This is a genomic window from Winogradskyella sp. (assembly GCF_028282165.1).
Taxonomy (GTDB): domain Bacteria; phylum Bacteroidota; class Bacteroidia; order Flavobacteriales; family Flavobacteriaceae; genus Winogradskyella.
Map to the genome: position 1 here is coordinate 294,858 of NZ_JANQIM010000005.1, position 19,915 is coordinate 314,772.

Here is a 19,915-nt window from a genome sequence, read left to right on the forward strand (position 1 = left end):
CGACTTTAATACGACATCTTATATTTGCAGAAATACTCATTATTTATGATAACATCAGATCAAATAAAAGATCTTAATTCCCGTCTAGACGCACTTAGACAGTATCTTTGACTTAGATGCCAAGCTCATAGAAATTGCCAACGAAGAAGAGCAAACTTTCGATCCCAATTTTTGGAACGACTCTAAAAAAGCCGAACAGGTGATGCGTTCCATTAGAGAAAAGAAAGGTTGGGTTAATGATTTTGATACTGCCAAAACGCTTTTTGAAGATTTAGAAGTCATCTACGAGTTCTATAAAGAAGATGAAGCTCCTATGGAAAATGTTGAGGCTCGCTACGAAAAGGCCATCAATGCCATTGAGAAACTCGAATTCAAAAACATGCTTTCGGAAGAAGGTGATAGCTTAAGTGCTGTTTTGCAGATTACAGCCGGCGCTGGTGGTACCGAATCTTGCGACTGGGCAAGTATGCTGATGCGCATGTATTTAATGTATGCAGAGAAAAGTGGCTTTAAAGTTAAAGAACTCAACCATCAGGAAGGTGATGTTGCGGGTATTAAAACCGTAACCCTAGAAATTGAAGGCGACTATGCTTTTGGGTGGCTAAAGGGAGAAAACGGTGTCCACCGATTGGTAAGGATTTCCCCTTTTGATAGTAATGCCAAGCGGCATACCAGCTTTGCTTCGGTTTATGTATACCCATTGGTCGATGATTCCATTGAAATAGAAATCAATCCTGCCGATATAGAAATTACAACAGCACGCTCTAGTGGCGCCGGTGGTCAGAATGTAAATAAGGTAGAGACCAAAGTGCAATTATTGCACAAGCCCACCGGTATACAAATTCAATGTTCAGAAACCAGGTCCCAACACGATAACCGTGCAAGGGCACTTCAGATGTTAAAATCGCAGTTGTACGAGATAGAACTGCAAAAACAAATGGCACAGCGCGACGATATAGAAGCCAGTAAAATGAAAATTGAATGGGGAAGCCAAATACGAAACTATGTCATGCACCCCTATAAATTGGTTAAGGATGTACGTACTGCCCATGAAACTGGTAATGTCGATGCCGTAATGGATGGAGAAATAGAACCCTTTCTAAAGGCTTACTTAATGATGATGGGGCAACAAGAAGAAAACACAGGAGCATTATAAATGAAAACAATAGATACGATAATATTTGATTTAGGAGGTGTTTTAATCGATTGGAATCCAGAATATGTATATCTAGATGTCTTTCAAGGGAATCGCGAAAAGATGCAATGGTTTTTCGATAATATCTGTACTCAAGACTGGAACGAAAATCAAGATGCGGGTTACCCTATGCAAAAAGCCACCGAAGAGCGCGTAGCCCTATTCCCAGAATATGAAGACCTTATAAGAATGTTCTATGGTAGATGGACAGAAATGCTGGGGGATGCAATTGAAGGTACAGTCTCTATTTTAAAACAGTTTGTTGACAGCCCTAATTATAAAGTCGTAGCACTTACCAATTGGAGTCATGAAACCTTTCCCATTGCTTTAGAAAAATTTGAATTTCTGCATTGGTTTGAAGGCATTATTGTTTCGGGTGAAGAAAAAACCAGAAAACCGTTCAGGGAAATTTATGAGCTCACCCTAAATCGTTTTCATATTACAGCCGAAAACGCTGTGTTTATTGATGATAACTTAAGAAATGTAAAAGCTGCGGAAGTTCTGGGCATTAATGGCATACATTTTGAATCACCTCAGCAGTTACAAAACCAATTACAAACCTTAGATATTAACGTTTAATATGATCACCATTTATCATAATCCCAGATGTCGAAAATCTAGAGAAGGCTTGGCTTTACTAGAAGACTCTGGCCAACCTTTTGAAGTGATAAAGTACCTAGACCAACCTTTGTCGAAAGATGATTTAAAGGAAATAATTGCTAAATTAGACATACAACCAATAGATTTAATTCGAAAGAATGAAGCCATTTGGAAATCGGACTATAAAGGCAAAGTCCTTTCCGATGAAGATATTATTGAGGCTATGGTAAAACACCACAAGCTTATTGAACGACCAATAGTTGTTAACAACGATAAAGCCGTTATAGGCAGACCAAAAGAAACAATATTAGATATTATTTAAGTTATGAAAAAAACAATATTAGTCATCCTGGCACTTATCTTAGGTGTTAGCACCTATGCGCAAAGAAGGGACAGAATGGGTAACCCAATTATCCCTAGAGAGCCTACCGAAGAAGAAATTGCAAAATATGAGCGTTTGATGGAAGAACGCAAAGACGAATTTATTGCCAACTTTATAACCACGTTAGAAGCAGACGATTTTCAGAAGGAGATTATAAAGCAGTATCTCAATTCGTATTTTGATGCTAAAGGCGAGCTTATGAAGGTGAGATACGAAAGAAGTTTTGATCGCCAAGAAGCCATAAAAAAACTAGACAATAACCACTTTAAAGAATTAGAAGAACTTATCTCCGAATCGGACATGGCAAAGATCAAAGAAATGATCAAAGGAGATTTTAATGAAAAGGAAGTAAAAAAGAAAAAAAGGAAAAAGAAGAAGAAAAAGAATAAGAAAGATAGCGACGAAGGCTAAATTAAATAAAAAACTCAAATACCCGAATTGACAATCCCTATTTCCCTTTAACATAAGATTAACCTAAGTCACCACAAGTAGTTCTATTTTTGCGCATCTAAAATGCATAAAACACGGATACCTTGTGATTAGACCATTCTTATATTATATTTCTTTTTTTCTGCTTGGCACGACTACAATTTTCGCACAAAACAATGCAAAAGTAGACGGCAAAGTTGTTGAAGAGGGCACCAATTTTCCGCTAGAATATGCTACCATAACATTTAGATCAGTATCAGATAACAATGTAGTTACGGGTGGAATTACAGACTCGGAAGGGAAGTTTAGTATCAGGGTTCCTGTAGGCAATTATAACATATCTGTAGAATACATTTCCTATAAAGCCAAGAATTACACTAACAAAAATATTGACAAAAACATAGACTTAGGAACCGTGAGTTTGGCCCTTGATGTAGAGTCTTTAGACGAAGTTGAGATCATTGCCGAGACCACAACCGTAGATATAAAACTCGATAAAAAAATCTATAATGTGGGTAAGGATCTCACGGTACGTGGCGGAACCGTAAGTGACGTTTTGGATAATGTGCCCTCAGTATCCGTAGATGTGGAAGGCAATGTAGCATTACGTGGCAATGACGATGTAAGGATTTTAATCAATGGCAAACCATCAGGTCTGGTAGGTTTAAATTCAACCGATGCTTTACGGCAATTACCTGCTGAGGCCATAGAACGTGTCGAAGTCATCACCTCACCATCTGCACGTTATGATGCAGAAGGATCTGCAGGTATTCTTAATATTATTCTAAGGCGTAGTAAATTGCAAGGTTTAAATGGTGCCATAACCCTCAATGGTGGTTACCCTTGGCAGGCAGGTATTTCTGGAAACATCAACTATAGAACTGGAGATGTCAACATCTTCAATACCACAAGTTATGATTACAGGGAAGCGCCAGGAAATGCGCTCAACGAAACGGAATTTTTTAATGGTGATGATCCTAGTACATTTTTATTTGAGGATCGCGAGTTTGATAGGGTCCGTCTAGGCTACAGCACTAATACGGGTGTCGAATGGTATGTTAATGAGAGTAGTTCGGTAACAGCAACCCTAGTTTATCGAGAAAGTGATAATGAGCGCAATACCTTTAACTTTACAGAACGATTTGATGCCAACAACAACCGTTTAGAGACCATTACCCGTCGAGACCCAGAGCTAGAAGACGATAGAACCGTACAATACTCTGTAAGCTACGATAAGCAGTTTAATGACAATAGCCAACATAAATTGACGTTCGATTTTCAGTATGAAGACAGCGCAGAATTGGAGCGGTCACGTATTGAACAAAATGGTTTTGACGCAGAAAATGTAACTACGGATGAAACCCAAAATCGCATACTGCTGCAAGCAGATTATGTTGAGCCCATTAATGAAAATGGTCAGTTTGAAGCAGGTTATCGCGGTGAGTTTTTCGATTTAGTTACTGATTATTTGGTAGAAACAAGTTTTGACCAAGGTCAATCCTTTGTTGTGGATACCAATCTGAGTAATATCCTTAATTTTAAACAGCATGTCAATGCCTTTTATACACAATATGGTAACAAGATTGGCGATAAGTTTTCGTTTTTATTAGGATTGCGTTACGAAGGTACTCGCATTACGATCGACCAAATTACAAGTGGTGATTTTGATAAAAAGGAATACCATCAACTCTTCCCCACCGTGAATTTGGCCTTTGAGCTCTCGGAAGATGAGAACATTACCATAGGGTATAATCGCCGTATTAGACGTCCAAGATCACGTTTTATCAATCCATTCCCCTCTCGTAGCAGTCCTGTTAATCTTTTTCAGGGTAATCCCGATTTAGACCCGAGTACCTCCAGTGCTTTTGATGTGGGTTACTTTAAAAAGTTTGGAAAACTCACCTTCAATGGATCGGTATATTTTCAACGTGCCAGGGAAGCCTTTGAGTTTGTAAATCTCGAAACGGATAACTATTACAACTTTACAACATTAGAGACCATCAATGTCAATGACCCTGGTTTTGATGAGATCGATTTGGAGGATTGGGTACGTGTGTTGCGTCGAACGCCTATTAACCTATCGACCAACGATCGTTTCGGTGTAGAATTTACCCTAACTTACAGACCGACAAAAAAATGGAATTTCAACGGCAATTTTAACCTGTTTAATTTTAGGACGCGAGGTGATTTTGAAGGGCAAAATTTCGATGCCGATAACCTCAGTTGGTTTATTCGCCTCAACAACAAGTACACCTTACCTGGTAATATCGATTGGCAAACACGTATATTCTACAGAGGTCCAAGCGAAACGGCACAGAGCCGTAACAAAGGCATTTTTTCTACAGACCTGGCCTTTAGTAAGGATCTATTTAAGGATAAAGCATCAATTGCCTTTAACATACGTGATGTCTTTAACTCGCGCATACGCCGCAGCGATAACTTTACGGATACCTTTGACAACTATAGTGAATTTCAATGGCGCGTACGCTCATTTAATCTGGCCTTTACCTATCGCTTTAACCAACAAAAGAAACGCGAGCGTAACGGCCGTGGTAACGGTAATGGAGATTTTGATTTTGAGGGGTGATCCTTAGCATCATATAGAATACTGATAAGCCCGTAGCCTATAATAAAATCTAAATGAATAAAAAGGTGTCCTCATCTGTTGACTTCCCTTTAACATGTTGCAGGGTTTTCTCTGATTTTGATCCTGTATTTTGGAACAACTTCCTTCTTAGTTGTCGCCATTTTTCTTGTAGGTAATTCACTGTTTTCATAACATTATTCTTTTACAATAAGTTACGTATTAGGTGACAGGTTTAGATGACGTTAAATCATAGAGATTAAAGATTTAGCATTGATTTAACATTCAAGGCCCTTAAATTAGGTACATATCATCTGCAATTGTACAGATGAAATTTATGATGGATAGTAAACTTTGAGTATCAAAATTCTTTCTATTGTCATTAAGCAAATGAAGTGTCTCCTATAGAGTCGCTATTATTAATTAAGTAATACTAAAGATAACAAAAGCCTTTTTTACAAGGACTTTGTTAAATTAGTATTATCAATTTAAAAATTAATGCTTTTAATTTTATAATTTTCTAAAAATCAATTACTTTTAGATATCCTCTTTATAATTCTGATTAATAGTCTTATCAATTAAAACACTTTGATATGGACTATCACATTACTTTTTGGAACTTAGAAAATCTTTTTGATGTTGAAGACTCACCCAGACGTACGGATAAAGTACAGCGCGCTATTGGAAGCGATATTAAGGGTTGGGACCAAACAGAACTCGACAGAAAGCTGAGGCAACTTTCTAGTATTATCGTACAGTTAAATAATGGCCAAGGACCAGATATTCTTGGTGTGTGCGAAATTGAAAACTCTCATGTACTAAATTTATTAAAAGATAGTATTGACAGCTTAGGCAGAAACTATGCTATAGTACACGATGATTCTGATGATCGTCGTGGAATTGATGTAGCCTTTATCTACGATGCCGATCTGTTTACAGTTGAGGAAGAACAGGGCGAGAACAAAATCTTTGGGCACTTTGTTATGCGTCGTACTGCAACCAGAGATATCTTACAGGTAAATTTCTTAACCAAACATAGCCAGGAGCAACAGCGCCTCGTTTTAATTGCCAACCATTGGCCATCACGTAGTGGCGGGCAATATGAATCTAATGGCTACCGACAAATTGCTGGAGAGACCCTAAGCTATTTCCATGAACGTATCCGCGATATTTATGGGGATGATACACCCGTTTTGGCTATGGGCGATTTTAATGATGAACCCTTTAATGAGTCTCTAACGCGTTTTGCCCTTAGCCTGCGTAGCCGTACCAGAGTGGTACGAGGTAATATTCCCTACTTTTTGAACCTTATGTGGCCTTTGATGGACGAAGGCGTTGGTACTTTTTACTTTAACAACCTTCCAAATATGCTAGATCAATTTTTAGCCAACGAAAATATGCTAAAAAGCAATAGCCCAATCCAAGTCCTTAGGGACACGGTTACCATCAATAATTTTCCAGAAATGGTAAAGAAGGGTAATTATCCAGTGCCTAAACACTATGGAGGTATGGGTAAAAAAATTCAAGATTATGATAACGATTTTGGTTATAGCGACCACTATCCTATTTCTGTTAAGTTAAGAGAGTAACTAATTCAGAACCATCAACTATTTAAGGACTCGCAATATCGCGATATTTGCGCATTGGCTTAAAAATCATAAATCCCTGCTTCTATTGCTATTCAACAAAAGAATTATAGTGTTTGCTATACAAACATGACCATTCTCATGTCTTCCCCTTCTTTTTTTAGCTAAATTGCTACAATGAATACAATTGCAGAACGCATCTATGACTATCTAAAGGCATATCCGCCGTTTAACGTATTAACATCCGAGCAACTATTCTCTATCTCAAAAGCCGTAGATGTCATTTATTTAGAAAACAACGAATACCTATTTGAAATCGGTAAGCCTGTGGCCAATCATTTTTATGTGGTGCGCGATGGTGCCATTGGTCTATTTAGAGCCACTGATACGTTAGTGGATGAATGCGACGAGGGCGATATTTTTGGTCTGCGTGCCCTACTCCGAAAAGGCGACTATAAACTCAACGCCAAAGCTATTGAGGAAAGTATTGTCTATAGTATCTCCTCAGAACTCCTAGAAACCTATATTACCACCAATAAGGATGCTAGTCAATTTCTGATGGCGAGTTTTGCCTCCAATACGAAGGCCAAAAGCACTGATGATGAGGATTTTGTAAAAACGCTCAATCGCTCTTCAGAGTATACCTACCTGCAAACAGCCGATTATTCCAAGAATCCAGTTACCTGTACGGTAAACACCAGCATAAAGGATGCTGCTATTATTATGACCGAAAAACACGTAGGATCCGTAGTAATCGTAGATAATGCCAAACCTATTGGTATCATTACCGATAAGGATCTGCGCACTAAAATCGCTACAGGCCAATATATCATTGATAACACAGTATCCTCTATTATGTCGTCTCCAGTGATTACCTATCCCGAGACTATAACTGTAGCCGAAGCGCAAATTGCCATGCTAAAACATCGTATTACACATCTATGCATTACCAAAGATGGCACCACTAATACCGAATTAACAGGTATTTTATCCGAGCATGATATCATTGTATTACGCGAAAACAATGCCTCTGCCCTTATCAAGGAAATTAAACGTAGCCACTCGGCCGAGCAGCTCAAAGGGATCCGGCAACGTACAGAACAGTTGCTAAAGCGTTATCTGGAACAGGATATTCCAATTGATTTTATGTCTAGATTAATTTCTGCTATTAACGATGCCATAACACAACGTATCATTGAATTTGCCATTACCAAAATGGGAAAACAGCCACCAACAAAATTTGCCTGGCTTGCCATTGGCAGTCAAGGTCGGCAAGAACAGTTACTAATGACCGATCAGGACAATGCCCTTGTTTTTGAGGATGTTTCTAAAGTGGATTATGACACTACAAAAGCCTATTTTTTGCAGCTTTCCAACTATATCAACACCGATTTAGAAACTGTTGGCTTTGAATTGTGCCCTGCCCAAATGATGAGTAACAACCCTAAATGGTGCAATTCGGTGTCGGAATGGTCGCAGCAGTTTAAACGTTGGATTACCACGCCCGATCAGGATAACCTAATGCTCTGTACCATATTTTTTGATTACGAGCGTGTCTATGGTAATACAAATATAGTAAACCAACTCTCAGACAGCATTTTTGATCATATCCGATCCCATGATATTTTTTTGAATTATTTAGGTAGGAATGCCCTACAAAATCCACCGCCTCTAAGCTTCTTTAGACAATTTCTGGTTGAAGCAGATGGCGAGCACAAGGATCAGTTTGATATTAAGGCCAGAGCCATGATGCCATTGGTCGACGCTGCACGACTTTTGATTTTATCGCACAACATCAAATCCATAAACAATACTTTAGAACGTTACGAAAAACTCGTAGAGCTTGAACCACAAAATAAAGATACTTATCTTTTCTGTGCAGAAGCTTATAAGAACTTGTTGCGCTTTAGAACCAAACAAGGTTTAACAAACAAAGACTCAGGTCGTTTTATTGATTTAGAATCCCTAAGCAAGGGCAATCGCCTGCGATTAAAACGCAGCTTTAAAGCCGTTAAAGCAGTCCAAGAACTGATTAAAACACGTTTTAACCTCTCACAATTACTGTAATATGAAATGGTTTAAACGTATATCTCATCCTGAATTTTGGAACAACTATTCATCTTGCTTTTCAAAACAACAAGAACAGGAACTCGAATCTATTCGCTTTGTAGTTTTTGATACGGAAACCACTGGACTGGACATTAAAAACGATCGTATTCTTTCCATTGGATGTGTAGCCATAGAAAACCTTAAAATCAAAGTGTCTGACCAATTGGAGTTGTATTTAGCACAAGAACAGTTTAATGCAGATACCGTAAAGATTCATGGCTTGCTTAGAGAGGGCAAACTCACCAAGGTAGAAGAGTCTGAAGCTGCAATGCAGTTTCTTGAGTATGTGCAAAATGCGGTCTTGGTGGCACATCATGCGGCGTTCGATGTAGCGATGATTAATCAAGTATTGCAACGTCAGGGCTTACCTAAATTGAAAAACAAGGTTTTGGATACAGGTCATCTGTTTCAAAAGACAAAATTAGATACTAGTAAAATACATTTTAGTTTAGATGAACTGGCCAAGCGTTTTAAGATTCCATTGCATGACAGGCATACGGCTTCTGGCGATGCTTATATTACGGCTTTATTGTTTTTGAAGGTGGTCTCTCAATTAAAGACTATGAATCCAAAACTCACTTTTCGTGATTTAGAGCGATCACATAAGCGTGTTGGGTTACTGTAGGCTCTTAGTCATGTCGAACACTTCGGCTTCGTGCAGTGCAGGCTGTGAGACATCACATTGGCTTTGTTCACCACAACATATTATGTGATTTAGCTTCGCTGAAGCTACGGTTTCTCGCTACACTCGAAATGACTTAATTAATTATTCCTAAATTTAACCATGTTATATAATCATTTTGTCTACATAACCACTAATCAGTACAGAACTACACTATATATTGGCGTAACCAACAACATTCAACGACGATTAGACCAACATCGTTTTGATAGTGAAACTTCAAAACTATCATTCGCTGAAAAACACAATTGTATTTATCTCGTTTATTATGAGGGGTTTGAAAACCCCAAAGAAGCTATAAAAAGGGAAAAGGAACTTAAAAAATGGCGTCGAGAGAAGAAGAATAAGTTAATTACGGAATTTAACCCTAAATGGGAAACCTTAAATAATCAGGTTGTATGAGTTGGATCAATTTCATATGAAATTTCTCAATAAATTTGTTCATTTCAAAATGAACGTTTTAGTCATGTCAAACCTTGGGTGAGACATCGCATCACAGTAATTTTTGAAAACCAATAGTAATGCGATTTCTCAATCGTCCCGATAGCTATCGGGACTCATTTCGAAATGACTCTTGCTGTCATGTTGAACACTTCGACTTCGTGCAGTGCAGGCTTTGAGATATCCCATCAATTTATTTATTCATAAAGAGCATAGGTGATACGCACAAGACTAGCCTTGTAAAAACATTAAGCCCCAAAGAAGAACTATCCATTAGAAAAAATTCTAATAAAAAAACACACCCTAAGCGGTGTGTTTTCTTCTAACTAAATTAATAAACAACAGATTATGTAGTAACTGTATTAGTTTAACTTTTATTAAGCAACTACGCTTAACGCTTTTTTCTTGGATTCAACAGTAGGTTTTGTGTTAAACTGATTGGATGTATTCTTCGCGCCTCCTGCTTTTAATGCATTATCTCCTGCAAAGAACGTTTTATGATCATCGCCTAAATCAGAACCTGCCATACGTTGGTGCTTCACACAAGATACACTTTTACGTATTTCTTGGCGCTGTACTTCTTTAACATAAGCCAACATCCCATCTGCACCAAAATAACCTTCTGTGAGATCGTTCATGTGCAAGGCTGTAGTGTGATACGTCGGTAGTGTGATTAGGTGGTGGAAAATACCTGCCTCCCTTGCACCATCTAATTGAAAAGTTCTAATTTTCTCATCAGCTCTATAACTCAATTCAGTATTGTCGTATTCTGTAGACATTAAATCATTTCTGTCATAAGCCGTCATGTTTTCACCTTCTGCTACCATTTCCTCATATACTTGGTTGCGGAAATTTAGCGTCCAGTTGAACGATGGTGAATTATTGTACACTAACTTCGCATTAGGCACAACTTCTTTAACACGATTGATCATATGGGCAATTTGCTTTACGTTTGGTGTTGGCGTTTCTATCCAAAGTAAATCTGCACCATTTTGAAGGCTTGTAATACAATCGAGCACTACCCTATCTATATTTGAACCTTCCTTAAACTTGTACAACCCATTTGGCAAACGCTTAGGACGCATTAATTTACCATCACGTTTCAATAAAACATCGTCTTCTTTGGCTTCAGCAATAGTAATTTCTTCCGCATCGACAAAGGTTAAATACTGGGATGCCAAATCGCCTGGCTCCTTGCTGACAGGTAGTTTTTGGGTGAGTCCTGCTCCTTCAGAGTCGGTACGTGCTACGATAATGCCATCGTCCACTCCTAATTCTAAAAAGGCATAACGTACAGCGTTTAGCTTAGCAATAAAATCTTCATGAGGTACAGTTACCTTACCATCCTGATGTCCACATTGCTTGGCATCAGATACTTGATTTTCTATTTGAATGGCACAAGCACCTGCTTGAATCATTTTTTTAGCTAAAAGATAAGTTGCTTCCTCGTTTCCGAATCCTGCATCGATATCTGCAATAATCGGGACGATATGCGTTTCAAAGTTATCGATCTGGTCTTGTACATCCTCACCATTTTCTAATCGCCTAAATAGATCATTAAGCTCTATCGCATCGGCCTGACGTAGAAAATCATAGATTTCTTCGATTAAAGAAGGTACAGCCGTTTTTTCGTGCATAGACTGGTCTGGTAATGGCCCAAATTCTGAACGTAATGCTGCTACCATCCAACCCGATAGGTATAAATAGCGCTTGCTTGTGGTCTTATGATGCTTTTTTACAGCTATCATTTTTTGCTGTGCCACAAAGCCATGCCAGCACCCCAAGGATTGTGTATAGTTAGATGCATCTGCATCATACGCTTCCATATCCTTTCGCATAATCGCTGCTGTATATTTTGCAATATCCAAGCCTGTTTTAAAACGATTTTGTGTTGCCATTCTAGCCGCATATTGTGGGTTAATGGCCGCCCATGTGTTGCCAAATTTTGCTTTAATATCCCTTACGGTCTGTAAAGCTGAGGCATAGTCACTTTGTGGTAAATTTTTCATAATTTTGAGATGTATTAATGATGTAATTAGATTTAATATGAGTCCCGTTTAATGTTGCCGCATTAGCGGGATTTTTTGGTTTGTTTGTTACTTTTTGTCAGTTCATTTTGTTCCTTGCCGTCAGTTCGAGTGGTCACGCTTAGTGTGAGTGTATCGAGAACCTTTGCATCTCGATACAATTCGCTTATAGCGAATCACTCGATGTGACATTTAGTATTACAATTGTCTATACGCTGATATGGTCAAAAACTCTTCAAATTCGTCTTCTGTGACCAATTGTTTAAACAAGGTAATGGCATCGCAGAACTTAGTGTCCTTTATTTTGGCTTCACCAACTTCCCTGATAAGTTTTTCCACTTCGTCATCAAAAATGGCATCGAACAACTGCTGATTGAAAACGCGACCGTCTTCTAAGAAAGCTTCATTCTTTAGCCATTGCCATACTTGGGTTCTGGAGATTTCTGCGGTTGCCGCATCTTCCATGAGGTTGTATAATGCTACAGCTCCATAGCCTCTTAACCAGGCTTCCATATATAAAATACCGACGTTGATATTTTTTCTAACACCAGCTTCAGTGATAGTACCTTTTGGTAACTCTACCAAATCTGCTTCAGTAACATTAACATCTTCTCGCTTTCTAAAGATTTGGTTTGGTGTGGGCATATATTTATCAAATTCTTTCATGGCAACTTCCACCAATGCAGGGTGGGCTACCCATGTACCATCATGACCATTCTTAGCTTCACGTTCTTTATCCAAACGTACTTTTTCTAATGCTTCGGCATTGGCATTCGCGTTATTCTTGATTGGAATTTGTGCTGCCATACCACCCATAGCATGGATACCACGCTTATGACAAACTTGAATTACTAAATTTGAATAGGCCGCCATAAAAGGTGTCGTCATAGTAACCTGATCCCTATTGGGAACAATAAACCCTTTGTGATTTCTAAACTTCTTGATATAAGAGAAGATATAGTCCCAGCGTCCACAATTTAAGCCTACAATATGATCTTTTAACTCATAGATAAATTCATTCAGTTGAAAACTTGCGGTAATCGTTTCAATCAATAATGTCGCCTTAAAAGTCCCTTGTGGTACTCCAAGGTAGTTTTGTGCATACTCGAATACAGCATTCCACCAACGTGCTTCGAGATAGTGCTCCAGCTTTGGCAAATAGAAATACGGAGCTGTACCGTTTTCCATCAGTATCTTGGTATTATGAAATACGTACAATCCAAAATCAAAAAGGCTTCCTGATACTTCTTCGCCATCGACCAAAACATGTCGTTCATTAAGGTGTAAGCCTCTTGGTCTCACTAAAAGTACTGCCGTATCTTCATTAAGTTTGTAATGTTTCCCGCGTGCTTCATCAATAAGTGCTATGGTTTTATTATTGGCATCCAATAGATTCTGTTGTCCTTCAACAGTATTCGCCCAACTTGGCGCATTACTATCTTCAAAATCGGCCATAAATGTTTTAGCTCCAGAGTTTAAGGCATTAATTACCATTTTTCGATCTACAGGACCTGTAATCTCAACACGTCTGTCCATTAAATCCTCTGGAATAGCATTTACTTTCCACTCACCTTCTCTAATGTGTTTTGTTTCTTTAGGGAATTGGGGATAATTACCATCGTCAAAATACGTCTGTTGCCCTTTTCGCTTGTCCAATAATTCTAGTCGTTGCTTATTGAACTTTCTGTGTAATTGTCTAATGAACAATAAAGCATCTTCGGTTAAAATGTTTGGGTAATAAGTATTGACCTCTTTAGAAAAGGTCACTTGGTCCGGTGTTGCGATGATAAATTCCATATTGATTTGATTTTATGAGACAATGTTACGACAAGTTTTTGAGAAAAACAAGCGAACGTTCGCTAATTTTTATTTTTCGCTAAAAATTAAAGTTCGCAAATAATGTTATATTTGTCTATATGGAACAGGATTATATAAAATTGATTTTCGGGTTGAAACTGAAGCAAATCCGCACAGAACGTGGGCTTTCGCTCTTTGGCCTGTCAAAACTTTCGGGCCTTTCAAAATCCTATCTCAACGAAATTGAAAAAGGAAAAAAATATCCAAAACCCGATAAAATTGCAGCGTTATCCGAGCATTTAGAAGTCGGTTATGATGATTTGGTATCCTTAAAACTAGATAAAAACCTCGCGCCTATAGGCGAAATTTTACAGTCAAAACTATTAAAGGAAATTCCTTTGGAGTTATTTGGCATCCAGGAAAGCACGCTTATCGACATCATTTCGGATGCCCCTGTTAAGGTTACAGCTTTTATAAGTACGATCATTGAAATTGCCAAAAACTACAACTTTAGTAGGGAAAACTTCTTTTTAGCGTCTGTTAGATCGTATCAAGAGGCCAATAATAATTTTTTTGAAGATCTTGAGCAAGAGGTTCTAAAGTTTGCCAAAACCTACCAGGTCGACCTTTCCAAAAAAGTGACCTCTCAAGAATTAGAGGATATTTTGGTTGAAGAATATGGCTATAACATCAATAATGATGAACTGGAAGCTCATATCGAACTCGACAATTTAAGATCCATCTACGTCCCAAAAACCAAAACGCTTTTAATCACAAAGGGCATTGACGATGCACAACGTTCGTTTATCTATGCCAAAGAACTCGCCTACAATTTTTTGAATATCAATGAACGCCTCTACACATTTTCATGGATTAAATTTGATAGTTTTGATGAAGTGTTGAATAATTTTTATGCCAGCTATTTCGCAGGCGCTTTAATTATTCCAAGGGAAAGTGTGGTTGAAAATTTAAAGCATTTGTTCTCGCAAAAACGATTTAATACCAAGAATTTTCAGTCATTGTTGCATAAATACAATGCCTCGCCAGAGAGTGTTTATCAACGTTTAACCAACATACTCCCCAAAGACTTTAAACTTAAAAATTTATTCTTTTTAAGGTTTTCCCATAAGCGAGGTACTGATGATTTTTCCTTAAATAAGGAACTTCATCTGGCGAAACACCAATCTCCTAGAGCTAGTGAAACCAACGAGCATTATTGTCGACGATGGGCTTCAATCAAGGCACTAAATGCTATAAGCCAAAATGACTCTGAGCATGAGTTTAACATTCAAATCTCAGATTACGCCACAGAGAAAAAACAGTATTTAATTTTGGCATCAGCTACTAAAGATCCTTTTAGAAACAACCGTTACAGAAGTGTGTCTATTGGTATAGAAGTCAACACCCAATTGCAGCGAAGAGCTAATTTCTTAAATCACAAGGGATTACAAACTGTTCATGTAGGTGTTACTTGCGAACGCTGCGCCATTCTTAATTGCAATGTCCGCAAAGCGGACCCTATCATCCTTGAAAAAAGAAAAAAGGAAAGTGACACAGAAACAGTCGTTAATGCCATTCAAAACAAATACAGTCGCTAAAAAGATTGAACTAGGAATAGCAGTATCTGGGGATGCCGCTGCCATCCCTAACGCTTTGCATTTCCATGTCCTAATTTAAAATATAACGAGTTATAAAACCCGTATTTTATAGGTCCTAAAAGATTTTCTCTTTTGCCAATATATCAATGAACGAAGAAAAACAGTAACTAACATTTTGGTTAATTACTGTTTTTCAATTATTTAAATTCTAAAATAATGTCATGTCCTATTTTAAAACACTACACTATCGGATATTCACTTTAAGCATTTTTGGTAGCCTTTCAGGTTTAAGCCAAAGTGAAATTAGTTTTCCTTTACTATTTATAATTGCAACACAATTTTTAATAAATTCTACAGCAGTATTTTCTTCAGGGTTATCTATAGGATTTCCGATACAAACCCAACCAGTATTTATGTTTATAAATACTGGTAGTTCATTATCATTAATACTATATGCAAATCCATTTTCGAGAGTTTCTTCAATTATTAAATCACCTTTTTCGTATTTAGGAGTAGTATAATTAGATATCATCCGATCTCCTAACCCACAAAATCCCCAAAGCTGAATAATCCTATTATTTCTTACAGATAAACTAATTTTATTTAAAATCAATTCAAAGTCAATATTCTCTACTATCGGAAACATATTGAAGGAGCATTCATTAGGAAGATACTCTAAGGTCCTATCCTCTATTCTATTATTATGGTCTATTTTAAATTTCATTTTTTTTAATTTGATCTAAACATGAAATGATATATAACTTTTGTACTTGTGTTCATTCCTAATTCAAAAATACCCTCTGAACCATTAAAAGTACCAGGAGTTACCCAATTCCTTCCTCCCTTGAAAAACTCATCAGGCACACCTCTTCCAGTTGAAATAATATTTCTTATCGTATGTGGCGAATTGATAAAAGGTCTTGATGCTAAATTATTCGCAACGGTACGTGTTGTTGTATATCCTGATATATCTGGTATACGATTCCAAGATGTGTATATTAAAGATGAAACTCTTACGCCACTCATAACATAACCGCCAAAAATTCCACTTGCAGCACCTGGAGCTGAGTAGCCCGCAGCGTAAGCCCAATCATTTAATGTCATATTCGACATAGCAGTATAAGACCTGTCTAACATGAATAAACCTGGATCACTATAACCAGATGAAATAAAATCATTTGTTGTCGATTCAATTTCATCAACGGTTCCGCTAACTATAGTAGCTAATGTCCCTAATGGATTTTGAAGCCATGATTCAGCTAATGTGTAAGTATCTTCAACAAAGCTCATTATTCCGGCATCAAAACTATCCTTAGCTTCCAAAGCAGTAGTTGCAGCATCTACCAAAGCCATGTCATTAAGAATAGCTGAAACTTTTTTCGATTCTTGAGCAAAATAAGCTTTATAAGGATTAGGATTGTTACCACTCTTGGCTTTACCAACATTCTCCTTTTTGCTTTTCATTCTCTCTTCGTAAGTTGTAGTCTCCAAGTTACCTTCCCAATGAACCTGACTATCCGCACCAGAAGGATCAGCCCAAAATACAGGGTTGCTGTCAAAAGCACTATAAGTAGAGTATTCATGGTGAACCACAGGATCAATAGAAGTCCATCTGGCTATCGCAGGGTCGTACTGTCGCATATCCATCTTGTACCAATCGATGCCCAGAGACTCCTCGAGTTCTATGCCATTGTACCTAAACCTCTGTGCCACGGAATTGGCGCTGGCCGAGACCACGTCATTGTACCCTTTATGTTTTAAGCCAAAGGGATAACGGTTACCCGTGATTTTTTGAGGCCTTTAACAATTTTCAGGGTCTATCTCTAGGTTTTGTTACAGTATTTTTAAAGAACGTTTGTTTTTAATAGTAATCTTCAATTTAAAACTATTATCCTTAAAGTAGAAAACGGTAATTAATTTTAACTACCGTTTTTCTATTTTTTAAACTCTGATTATAAGCAAGCCCGTGTTTGGAAAACTGCACTAAGTTACTACTATCAATTTATTTTAATTCATTCTCCAATACTCTTTGTTCTGCCCCATAAATTCAATAACATCTGCTGAAACAGAATCAATTATGTTGTTTATGACACATTCAATACTCCCTGGTTGGCACACAAATTCAAATCCAGGATTTGAATCATCAGCTATAATTTTTGAATTAATCACTATTTCATCTTCTTTTTGATTGTATAATAGATACTCCGCTCTTCCCTTATAATATTGTTCTTCTTTATAAAACTCTAACTTCTTAAAATTAATAACCCAATTAACGTTATGGATCTGTGATATCGATTCTAAGCTTTCCTTAGTTGAATCGATAGATTCTTTAATTGGATAGATTAATAAATCTTCAAAATATTCGAAAAATTTATAGCTTAAAAAATAATTAAGGCCGTAGGTGATTTTTGTCGAAATATCTACTTCTTGTAAAAATTCGATTTCCTTTTCAGTTTTTAATCTGAACTTACCATTTTCATTTATAATTTTTTGTTTTTGATGTTCAGAAATACCTTTAGATTCAAACTTTTTTACAATGGAGTCAAGCTCCTTAGAAATAATTGTCTCTTGAGAATTAATAATAATTATTGAAGGAAATCTTACCTCTTGAGAGTAAGAAGAAAAACAAACAATAAAGAATACTATTGAACTATATAATTTTGACATCTTCATTTAATTTTAAATTCATTGTCTAAAAATATCTTCTTTATCTCTAACAAATTTTATTAATGATAATGAATAACCATTATTGAATTCAAATTTGGTATATCCAAACTTTTTGTTCCACCAAATTCTTTTTAAATCATAAATAATTGGAGAATCATATTGATGTACTGCATCAATAACTACATCATTATTAATTGTTTTATTATTAAACAAACTTTTTAAGTCTTCAAAACTTAATGATGTCGAAGGATAGTTTAAACTATCCGAGGGCTTGTTATATTCAAAATTAAAATATGTTCTCTCATCAGCATAAATATTCAAAACGCTAATTTCTTCTCCTTTAATAATTTGACCTAATGAATTTATGATTGGCTCATCTAAAATTATTTCACCAGTTACTGTAATATTTTCATGTTTATCAGGGGAAATACTCAAATTGTCATCTGCCAAAAAAGAACTTTCAACTCCTTTAATAAAAATAGAATCTAGTTCTCCTTTACTAGATTGAAATACAATTAAATCACCCTTTTTATATGGTTGCCATCTTTTAACTTCATCCGTAACATGATATTGTTTACATCCGAAAGATACTATCAGCAATAGCAAACAAATACTATTATTAATTTTTAAATACATAATCAATTATTTTGTGTTATTTCAACTTCTACACATTTGTCTGGATTATTTCTACAGAACTCATTAGTCACTTGTCTCAGCCTATCTTGATTATCTGTAACATTATGACCACCTCTATTTCCTACCGGACCCTCTGCATCTTCATCGCTAAAAATATCTCCAAAATAATTGTCAAAGACGTTTCTAATCCTTTCAAGTTCTGAACCCCCATTGGGCAACCAAAAAGGAGCTACAGAAGATATAGCATCTCGATATAGGCTATATTGAAAACCATCAACACCATTAGGGTGTTCTATATCACCTGGTTGATGGGGATTTAAGTACCATATTATTTCAACATTAAATAAAGATTGTCCGTCTTTATCCTTATATGTCATTAGTTGCTCTGCAAAGCCCGCAGCGTGGGCACCACCTTGACTGTGAGATACTATTCTTATAACTTCATCATCTGCTAATTTTATCTTGCCTTTCTTAAATTTTCTATAGAATTTCTTAGCTTTTCTTTTACCCTCTACTTTTCTTTTACTGGCTTGAGAAGTCCAAGAGGAAGAACCACTAGTAAATAAGTGATTATTATCCTTATGGATATTAGTGAATATACTAACTATATCAGCTTTTTGCCCAAAAGAATTCCTGTCCTCACCATAATCTCGCCAGTAGTTGAATACCCCTTCATCTTTTGTATAAAAACCAGATTTCCCAAATGCTAGCTGATCAGTTTGAGCTTCCCACAGTCTTAAACCTCCAATAAATATTATGAGTCTGCCGTCAGGATCAATAGCATTTATTACATTATTTGCAACATATGAAAATGGCGACAAATTGGTATATTTCTCAGCCAATGGATCCAAATTCATCCACCTACCCAAACTCGCATCATAATTACGAGCCCCGAAATCATACCAATCCAGCCCAAGCTCGTCATTAAGTTCCTTGCCATTGTACTTATACTTGGAAGCCTGCGAATTCACATTAGCGCTCACCACATCATTGTACCCCCTGTGCTTCAGGCCAAAGGGATAGTAATTGTTCTCCTCAATAATACCTAGCGTACCGGTAGTCGCCAATACATTGTCGATATAAAAATACGTACTTACACCATCGTCTACGGCAGAAAACCGTTTGTCGATCTTCAGATCCAATCTCGGCATACTGCCAATAGTGTAGGTAAAGCTATAATCC

17 protein-coding genes are annotated in these 19,915 nt (G+C 37.0%); 10 read left to right on the plus strand and 7 right to left on the minus strand.

Annotated elements, in window-relative coordinates:
- The first annotated feature begins 45 nt into the window (after positions 1-45).
- The 9 genes from prfB to Q0972_RS03190 all read left to right on the plus strand — a co-directional run bounded on the left by prfB (position 46) and on the right by Q0972_RS03190 (position 9,969).
- Positions 46-1,156, plus strand: a protein-coding gene (prfB, locus tag Q0972_RS03150; protein ID WP_299362448.1) for a peptide chain release factor 2 whose coding sequence is annotated in 2 segments (ribosomal slippage) — positions 46-108 and positions 110-1,156 — 1,110 coding nt in all. Because the reading frame shifts where the segments join, the coding sequence is not laid out codon by codon here.
- The gene (locus tag Q0972_RS03155; protein ID WP_299362451.1) at positions 1,157-1,774 is read left to right on the plus strand and encodes an HAD family phosphatase; all 618 of its coding nucleotides are present in this window, start codon (positions 1,157-1,159) and stop codon (positions 1,772-1,774) included. It begins immediately after the preceding gene.
- 1 nt (position 1,775) lies between these two features.
- Positions 1,776-2,117 (plus strand): arsenate reductase (glutaredoxin), encoded by a 342-nt coding sequence (gene arsC, locus Q0972_RS03160; RefSeq protein WP_299362453.1) that lies wholly within the window; start codon positions 1,776-1,778, stop codon positions 2,115-2,117.
- Between the two features lie 3 nt (positions 2,118-2,120).
- Positions 2,121-2,588, plus strand: coding sequence for a hypothetical protein (locus Q0972_RS03165; protein WP_299362454.1), 468 nt, complete (start codon positions 2,121-2,123; stop codon positions 2,586-2,588).
- A gap of 124 nt (positions 2,589-2,712) precedes the next feature.
- On the plus strand, positions 2,713-5,193 hold the full coding sequence (locus tag Q0972_RS03170; RefSeq protein ID WP_299362457.1) for a TonB-dependent receptor: 2,481 nt from the start codon (positions 2,713-2,715) through the stop codon (positions 5,191-5,193).
- A 590-nt stretch (positions 5,194-5,783) separates the two neighbouring features.
- Positions 5,784-6,779, plus strand: coding sequence for an endonuclease/exonuclease/phosphatase family protein (locus Q0972_RS03175; protein WP_299362459.1), 996 nt, complete (start codon positions 5,784-5,786; stop codon positions 6,777-6,779).
- Positions 6,780-6,953: 174 nt separating this feature from the next.
- Positions 6,954-8,843 carry a DUF294 nucleotidyltransferase-like domain-containing protein gene (locus Q0972_RS03180; RefSeq protein ID WP_299362461.1) on the plus strand — a complete coding sequence of 630 codons (1,890 nt, stop codon included), beginning with the start codon at positions 6,954-6,956 and terminating at the stop codon, positions 8,841-8,843.
- A gap of 1 nt (position 8,844) precedes the next feature.
- Positions 8,845-9,510, plus strand: a complete 666-nt coding sequence (locus tag Q0972_RS03185; RefSeq protein WP_299362464.1) for a PolC-type DNA polymerase III — start codon at positions 8,845-8,847, stop codon at positions 9,508-9,510.
- A gap of 159 nt (positions 9,511-9,669) precedes the next feature.
- Entirely contained in the window at positions 9,670-9,969 is a 300-nt protein-coding gene (locus tag Q0972_RS03190; protein ID WP_299362467.1) for a GIY-YIG nuclease family protein, read from the plus strand.
- A 416-nt stretch (positions 9,970-10,385) separates the two neighbouring features.
- Here the strand turns inward: Q0972_RS03190 and Q0972_RS03195 are convergent, their stop codons facing one another.
- Together Q0972_RS03195 and aceB are read right to left on the minus strand one after the other, a co-directional pair.
- Positions 10,386-12,017: an isocitrate lyase gene (locus Q0972_RS03195; RefSeq protein ID WP_299362470.1), complete on the minus strand. Its 1,632-nt coding sequence runs from the start codon at positions 12,015-12,017 to the stop codon at positions 10,386-10,388.
- Between the two features lie 216 nt (positions 12,018-12,233).
- Positions 12,234-13,832 (minus strand): malate synthase A, encoded by a 1,599-nt coding sequence (gene aceB / locus Q0972_RS03200; protein WP_299362473.1) that lies wholly within the window; start codon positions 13,830-13,832, stop codon positions 12,234-12,236.
- 119 nt (positions 13,833-13,951) lie between these two features.
- Between aceB and Q0972_RS03205 the strand changes: the two genes are divergently transcribed.
- Positions 13,952-15,430 carry a helix-turn-helix domain-containing protein gene (locus tag Q0972_RS03205; protein WP_299362476.1) on the plus strand — a complete coding sequence of 493 codons (1,479 nt, stop codon included), beginning with the start codon at positions 13,952-13,954 and terminating at the stop codon, positions 15,428-15,430.
- A 244-nt stretch (positions 15,431-15,674) separates the two neighbouring features.
- Here the strand turns inward: Q0972_RS03205 and Q0972_RS03210 are convergent, their stop codons facing one another.
- The 5 genes from Q0972_RS03210 to Q0972_RS03230 all read right to left on the minus strand — a co-directional run.
- Positions 15,675-16,154, minus strand: a complete 480-nt coding sequence (locus Q0972_RS03210; RefSeq protein WP_299362479.1) for a hypothetical protein — start codon at positions 16,152-16,154, stop codon at positions 15,675-15,677.
- A 5-nt stretch (positions 16,155-16,159) separates the two neighbouring features.
- Entirely contained in the window at positions 16,160-17,167 is a 1,008-nt protein-coding gene (locus tag Q0972_RS03215) for an RHS repeat-associated core domain-containing protein (protein WP_299362482.1), read from the minus strand.
- A 270-nt stretch (positions 17,168-17,437) separates the two neighbouring features.
- Positions 17,438-18,097 (minus strand): hypothetical protein, encoded by a 660-nt coding sequence (locus Q0972_RS03220; RefSeq protein WP_299362484.1) that lies wholly within the window; start codon positions 18,095-18,097, stop codon positions 17,438-17,440.
- Between the two features lie 18 nt (positions 18,098-18,115).
- Complete coding sequence (locus Q0972_RS03225) at positions 18,116-18,733, minus strand: hypothetical protein (protein ID WP_299362486.1); 618 nt, start codon at positions 18,731-18,733, stop codon at positions 18,116-18,118.
- A gap of 2 nt (positions 18,734-18,735) precedes the next feature.
- Positions 18,736-19,915: RHS repeat-associated core domain-containing protein (locus Q0972_RS03230; protein ID WP_299362488.1), on the minus strand; the 1,180-nt coding region annotated here is incomplete at its 5' end.

Excerpts from the sequence above, each read along its gene's own strand:
- Q0972_RS03155 (WP_299362451.1), top strand. The coding sequence starts at position 1,157 with ATGAAAACAATAGATACGATAATATTTGATTTAGGAGGTGTTTTAATC.
- arsC (WP_299362453.1), top strand. The coding sequence starts at position 1,776 with ATGATCACCATTTATCATAATCCCAGATGTCGAAAATCTAGAGAAGGC.
- Q0972_RS03165 (WP_299362454.1), top strand. The coding sequence starts at position 2,121 with ATGAAAAAAACAATATTAGTCATCCTGGCACTTATCTTAGGTGTTAGC.
- Q0972_RS03175 (WP_299362459.1), top strand. The coding sequence starts at position 5,784 with ATGGACTATCACATTACTTTTTGGAACTTAGAAAATCTTTTTGATGTT.
- Q0972_RS03180 (WP_299362461.1), top strand. The coding sequence starts at position 6,954 with ATGAATACAATTGCAGAACGCATCTATGACTATCTAAAGGCATATCCG.
- Q0972_RS03185 (WP_299362464.1), top strand. The coding sequence starts at position 8,845 with ATGAAATGGTTTAAACGTATATCTCATCCTGAATTTTGGAACAACTAT.
- Q0972_RS03190 (WP_299362467.1), top strand. The coding sequence starts at position 9,670 with ATGTTATATAATCATTTTGTCTACATAACCACTAATCAGTACAGAACT.
- Q0972_RS03195 (WP_299362470.1), bottom strand. The coding sequence starts at position 12,017 with ATGAAAAATTTACCACAAAGTGACTATGCCTCAGCTTTACAGACCGTA.
- aceB (WP_299362473.1), bottom strand. The coding sequence starts at position 13,832 with ATGGAATTTATCATCGCAACACCGGACCAAGTGACCTTTTCTAAAGAG.
- Q0972_RS03205 (WP_299362476.1), top strand. The coding sequence starts at position 13,952 with ATGGAACAGGATTATATAAAATTGATTTTCGGGTTGAAACTGAAGCAA.
- Q0972_RS03210 (WP_299362479.1), bottom strand. The coding sequence starts at position 16,154 with ATGAAATTTAAAATAGACCATAATAATAGAATAGAGGATAGGACCTTA.
- Q0972_RS03220 (WP_299362484.1), bottom strand. The coding sequence starts at position 18,097 with ATGTCAAAATTATATAGTTCAATAGTATTCTTTATTGTTTGTTTTTCT.
- Q0972_RS03225 (WP_299362486.1), bottom strand. The coding sequence starts at position 18,733 with ATGTATTTAAAAATTAATAATAGTATTTGTTTGCTATTGCTGATAGTA.